The sequence below is a fragment of the Mesorhizobium sp. M7A.F.Ca.CA.001.08.2.1 genome (assembly GCF_003998455.1).
GTDB lineage: Bacteria > Pseudomonadota > Alphaproteobacteria > Rhizobiales > Rhizobiaceae > Mesorhizobium > Mesorhizobium ciceri.
Genome location: NZ_RZPW01000433.1, coordinates 1 through 5,368 on the forward strand (window position 1 = coordinate 1; position 5,368 = coordinate 5,368).

At 63.8% G+C, this 5,368-nt stretch carries 5 protein-coding genes; 4 read left to right on the forward strand and 1 reads right to left on the reverse strand.

From position 1 onward, the window contains the following. Positions 1–1,623: 3-hydroxyacyl-CoA dehydrogenase NAD-binding domain-containing protein (locus EN914_RS22950; RefSeq protein WP_127389276.1), on the forward strand; the 1,623-nt coding region annotated here is incomplete at its 5' end. A 5-nt stretch (positions 1,624–1,628) separates the two neighbouring features. Here the strand turns inward: EN914_RS22950 and EN914_RS22955 are convergent. Then, positions 1,629–2,435 (reverse strand): LuxR C-terminal-related transcriptional regulator, encoded by an 807-nt coding sequence (locus EN914_RS22955; protein ID WP_024504754.1) that lies wholly within the window; start codon positions 2,433–2,435, stop codon positions 1,629–1,631. Between the two features lie 114 nt (positions 2,436–2,549). Here EN914_RS22955 and EN914_RS22960 point away from each other — a divergent pair, with 114 nt between their 5' ends. From EN914_RS22960 to EN914_RS22970, 3 genes are all read left to right on the forward strand, one after another. Then, on the forward strand, positions 2,550–3,686 hold the full coding sequence (locus EN914_RS22960) for an ABC transporter ATP-binding protein (protein ID WP_024504753.1): 1,137 nt from the start codon (positions 2,550–2,552) through the stop codon (positions 3,684–3,686). Then, positions 3,667–4,830: a PotD/PotF family extracellular solute-binding protein gene (locus EN914_RS22965; RefSeq protein ID WP_024504752.1), complete on the forward strand. Its 1,164-nt coding sequence runs from the start codon at positions 3,667–3,669 to the stop codon at positions 4,828–4,830. Before EN914_RS22960 ends, EN914_RS22965 begins: the two co-directional genes overlap by 20 nt. A 73-nt stretch (positions 4,831–4,903) precedes the next feature. Continuing rightward, a partial coding sequence (locus EN914_RS22970; RefSeq protein WP_407067809.1) for an ABC transporter permease occupies positions 4,904–5,368 on the forward strand: 465 nt, incomplete at its 3' end.

A 5,368-nucleotide genomic window follows, 5' to 3' on the forward strand; every position in this document is an offset into this window, starting at 1 on the left:
GCGTTGAAGATGATCGTCTCAGGTGCGCCGATCGGCGCGACCGAGGCGCACGCCGCCGGTCTCGTCGATGCCGTCTTCGAAGGCGATCTGACCACGCATGCCGTGAACTTCGCTGGGGAAATCGCCCGCAAGGGCGGTCCCTTCACGCCGGTGCGCGATCGCAATGATGGTCTCAAGCAGACTGATCTCGCGGCGTTCGACGCCGGGGCTGCGGATCTTGCCAGGAAAGCGCGCGGCCTCGAGGCGCCGATCGCTTGCGCGCAGTCGGTGCGCAATGCCGTCACGCTGCCGTTCGATGCGGCACTGGCGGCAGAGCGTGCGCTGTTCGTCAAGCTGGTCGCCAGCGACCAATCGCGGGCGCAGCGCCATCTGTTCTTCGCCGAACGTGAGGCGGCAAAGCTTCCAGGAAAAGACGTCGTCAAGCGCAGGATCGCCCGCGTCGGCGTCATCGGCGCCGGTACGATGGGCGGCGGCATCGCCATGGCCTTCGCCAATGGCGGCTATTCCGTGATTTTGCTGGAAACCAGCCACGAGGCCCTGCAACGCGGCTTGGCGACCATCGACAGGAACTACTCGGTGTCCGTCACGCGCGGTTCGCTCAGCGAAGACGCCAAGCGGGAGCGGCTCGCCCAGTTCAAGGGCTCCACCGACTATGCCGATCTCGCCGATTGCGACCTGATCGTCGAGGCGGTGTTCGAGGACATGGCGGTCAAGAAGGAAGTGTTCGGCAAGCTCGAAGCCGTGGCGAAGCCCGGCGCGATCCTGGCCACCAACACCTCCTATCTCGACATCAACGAAATCGCTGCCTCGACCTCGCGGCCGCAGGATGTGCTCGGCCTGCATTTCTTTTCGCCGGCCAATGTCATGAAGCTCTTGGAGATCGTGCGCGCCGAGAAGACCGCGCCCGATGCGCTGGCGACATCAGTCGACCTGGCGAGGCGGATCGGCAAGGTGGCCGTCGTGGTCGGCGTCTGCCACGGCTTCGTCGGCAACCGCATGCTTGCCGCGCGGGGCTCGGAATCGGAAGCGCTTCTTCTGGAAGGCGCAACGCCCAGCCAGATCGACCAGGTGTTCACCGATTTCGGCTGGCCGATGGGGCCGTTCCAAATGGGCGATCTCGCCGGCCTCGACATTGGCTGGCGCAACCGCAAGGCACGCGGCCAGAAAGCCGTGATCGCCGACACGCTGTGCGAACAAGGACGCTTCGGCCAGAAGACCGGTCGGGGTTTTTATCTCTATGAGGCTGGCGCGCGCACGCCAGTGCCGGATCCCGAGGTTGAAGCGCTGATCCGCGACAAGGCCGCCGAGAACGGTATCGCACCGCGTGCGATCAGTGCGGAGGAAATCGTAGAGCGCACGCTTTACCCCCTGATCAACGAGGGCGCCAAGATCCTGGAGGAAGGCATAGCGGCCCGTGCGTCCGACATCGATGTCGTCTGGGTCAATGGCTACGGCTTTCCCATCGGCAAGGGCGGACCGATGTTCTGGGTTGGCCTTGAAGGTCCGGCCAGGATCATCGAGCGGCTCGAATACTGGCATCAACGGACGGGCAAGGATGTGTTCAAGCCGGCGCGGTTGCTGAAGCGGATGGCCGAGACCGGGTCGTGGGAAGCCGGCGGTTAGAGAGCCTACCGGATCCGTGCATCGATGATCTCGACGAAGCGCGCGAACAGGCCGGCCTGCGACTTGATCTTGAGCTTGCGGTAGATGTTGCGGCGATGGACCTTCACGGTTCCCGGCACGATGCGCATGGCGCGGGCGATCGACTCCGTCGAATGCCCCTGCAACACCAGGTCGACGACATGCTTTTCGCGCGGCGTCAGCGACAGGCTCTGCCAGATATGGGCGCGGTCGAACTCGTTGACCATAGCGGCCGTCTCGTCCTGCTTCGCTTCCGCCGTTTCGTCGGCCGGAAGAGCAGGCCAGCGCAACCTGATGAAGCTGATCACCGCGGGAGCCATGTCGCGCAGCAATCTGGCATCGGCGGTGCCGAAAGGGCCTGAAGCGCGCAGCCGCATCAGCGACAGCACCAGCGCATCCTTGCCCGGCAGCGGCACGAAGAAGCCGACCTCCTCGGCCAGCCTGGTCTGGCTGTAATAGGAGCGGAAATACTCGCTGGCATAGAAACGGTCCGGCGCCAGCTCGCGCATGCGCCAGAACCCTTCCTTGCGCTCGACCGCAGCGTGATGGAACGGATCGAGCAGATACGGCCCTTCCTGATAGAGCGCGACGAACACATGGCTCTCGGTGGGCGAGAAGGTCTCGAACAGCAGCGGCGGGCGCGAGGCGCCGCGATAGCCGAAGATCACGCAGTGGTCGAATCTAACGTGCTGCCGCAGCCACTCGACCAGCGCCTGGCCAAAGAGATCGCCGCTGGTCTCCCGCGTCGTCGCGACGAGCGTGGCGAGCCGGCTGTATTCGTCGCTGCGGGACAATGCATACCCCCTTAAACGAGAAAATAGACCAGATATACCACCTGAGAGGTATATACTAGCCGCCATTGGCTCTGGTAGCGTTCCGATATTGTCCTGTTGCTGGAGCCATCAGCCTTGACCGCAGTGCCCGACATCGAGTTTCGCGGCGTCACCAAGCGCTATGGCGCGGTGACCGCGGTCAGCGGCATCGATCTCGCTGTCCCGCCCTCCGCCTTTGTCGCGCTGCTCGGTCCCTCCGGCTGCGGCAAGACCACCTGCCTGCGCATGATCGGCGGCTTCGAACAGCCGAGCGAAGGCCAGGTGTTCATTCGCGGCCAGGACATGGCCGGCACGCCGCCCTACCGGCGGCCGGTCAACATGGTGTTCCAGCAATACGCGCTGTTTCCGCATCTCGATGTCGAGGACAATGTCGCCTACGGGCTGCGCCAGGCGCGGCCAAGGCTGTCTTCGCGCGAGATCGCCTCAAGAGCGGGCGAGGCGCTCGAAATGGTGCGGCTCGCCGGCTATGGCCGCCGCAAGATCCACGAACTGTCGGGCGGCCAGCAGCAGCGTGTGGCGCTTGCCCGCGCCCTGGTCAACAAGCCGGCGGTGCTCTTGCTCGATGAGCCGCTGGCGGCGCTCGACAAGAAGCTGCGCACCGACATGCAGATCGAGCTGCAGAACCTGCAGCGCGAGATCGGCATCACCTTCGTGCTGGTCACGCACGACCAGGAGGAAGCGCTGTCGATGAGCGATTTCGTCTGCGTCATGAATGGCGGCCGCATCGTCCAGCTCGGGCAGCCGAGCGAGATCTATGACGAACCGGCCGACCTGTTTGTTGCCGATTTCGTCGGCAAGACCAATCTCTTGAGCGGTACTGTCGCCGGGCATTCGGGCGATCTGGTGGAGGTGGCGCTCGCGGACGGCACCGTCATTGCGGCGCGCAAACGGACCGCTTTGCAGCAGGGCGAGGTCGTTTCGGTCAGCCTTCGTCCTGAATCGCTCAGTCTCGGCGCCCAGGCAAGCGGCCCATTCAAGGGCATCGTCCGCAACCGGATATTCCTGGGCTCGACGGCGGAATACGCGATCGAGGTCAAGGGCATCGGAACGCTGCTGGCCAAAGCCGATCACCTGATCGGTCACGGCAATCTCTTCAAGCCGGGTGAACCCGTCGCCATCGGCTTTGCCTCCGGAACGCCGCTGGCGTTTGCGGAGATCAAGAACAACGGGGCCAACCAGAGGGTAGATAAACATGTCGAAATCATATCGTGACGGACTGCCGATCAGCCCCGAGAATTTCGTCGACCAGCTGATGCGTTTGAAGCGCGGCTCGATCGGCCGCCGCGACTTCCTCGGCCTCACCGGCCTTGGCATTGCCACGGCGGTGATGGCGCGCGAGATCGGCATCATGCCGACACCGGCCTTTGCCGCGGAAAGCCTTGGCGATCGCATGTCGATCGCCACCTGGCCGAACTATCATGACCCGGCGACCTTCGAGAACTTCAAGAAGGACACCGGCGTCGCCGTCGAGGTCAACGTGTTCGGCTCCAATGAGGAGATGCTGGCCAAGCTGCAGGCCGGCGCCTCGGGCTGGAGCCTGTTCGTGCCGACCAATTACACGATCTCGACCTACAAGAAGCTCGGCATCATCGAGCCGCTGGAGATGGCGAAGCTGCCGAATTTCGACGGCTCGCAAGAGGATCCGCGCTTCACCTCGGAGGGCACGATCGATGGGACGATCTACGCCGTGCCGAAGAACTGGGGCACCACCGGCTTTGCCGTCAACACCAAGAAGCTGACCAAGCCGATGACGAGCTGGAAGGAGTTCTGGGACACCGCCATGGCGGAAGGCGACAGCCGCACCATGGTGCATGACTACCAGCTGACCACGATCGGCAATGCGCTGAAATATTACGGCTACTCGTTCAATTCGCTCAAGCAGGACGAACTGGCCAAGGCGGAGGAACTGCTGCTGAAGGTCAAGCCGCATCTGTTCGCGGTCTCCTCCGACTACCAGCCGGGGATGCGCGCCGGCGACGCGTGGATGACCATGTGCTGGACGAATGACGGCGCGCAGCTGCATCGCGACATTCCCGAGATCGCCTATGTGCTGGGCAAGGAAGGCGGCGAGATCTGGACCGATTTCTATGCCATTCCGAAAGACGCGCCGAACAAGCCCGCCGGTTACGCGCTGCTCAACTACCTGATGAATCCGCAGGTGGCGGTGAAGGAGCATTTGGCCAATGGTGCGCCGTCGACCGATGCGCGCGTCAACAAGCTGCTGCCCAAGGAGGTGCTCGACAACCCGATCCTCTATCCGGCAGCCGACCTGTTGACGCCGCTGGAATTCGGCGCGGCGGCAACGTTGACTGATCCGGGCCGCGCCGAATTGATGGCGCGCTTCAAGTCGGCCTGAGCGACGGCCTCAAATTCGACTCAGATAATTTGACCGGCGGGTTTATGCCCGCCGGCACCGGGGCAATCTTTCCATGCACGGCAGCCGTCTTCGTAGGAATTTTCTGACCGCCATGCTGCTCGGTCCGGCGACCGCGTGGCTGGTGGTGTTCCTGGTGCTGCCGTTCATCGCCATCGCCGTGTTCAGCGTCGGCGAACGCGCACCGGAAGGCGGCTATCAGGCCGCCTTTACGCTGGCGCAATATGCCAATCTTCCGGCGCGGGCGACCGCCTTCTGGAACACCATGGTGCTGGCGCCGGTGGGAGCGCTCGCCTGCCTGCTCGTCGCTTATCCCGTTGCCTACTATCTCGCCTTGCGCGCGCCGCAGCGCTGGCGGCTGATCCTGCTGGCGCTGGTCGTCATTCCGTTCTGGACCAGCCTGCTGATGCGGACCTATGCCTGGATGTACATTCTGGGCGGGCGCGGCATTCCGGCGCTGCTCGCCTTTGTCGGCATCGAGGATGTCAGGCTGATCAACACGCCGGGCGCGGTGCTGCTC

Coding starts and splice junctions, on each gene's coding strand:
- EN914_RS22965 (WP_024504752.1), top strand. CDS start 3,667: ATGTCGAAATCATATCGTGACGGACTGCCGATCAGCCCCGAGAATTTC.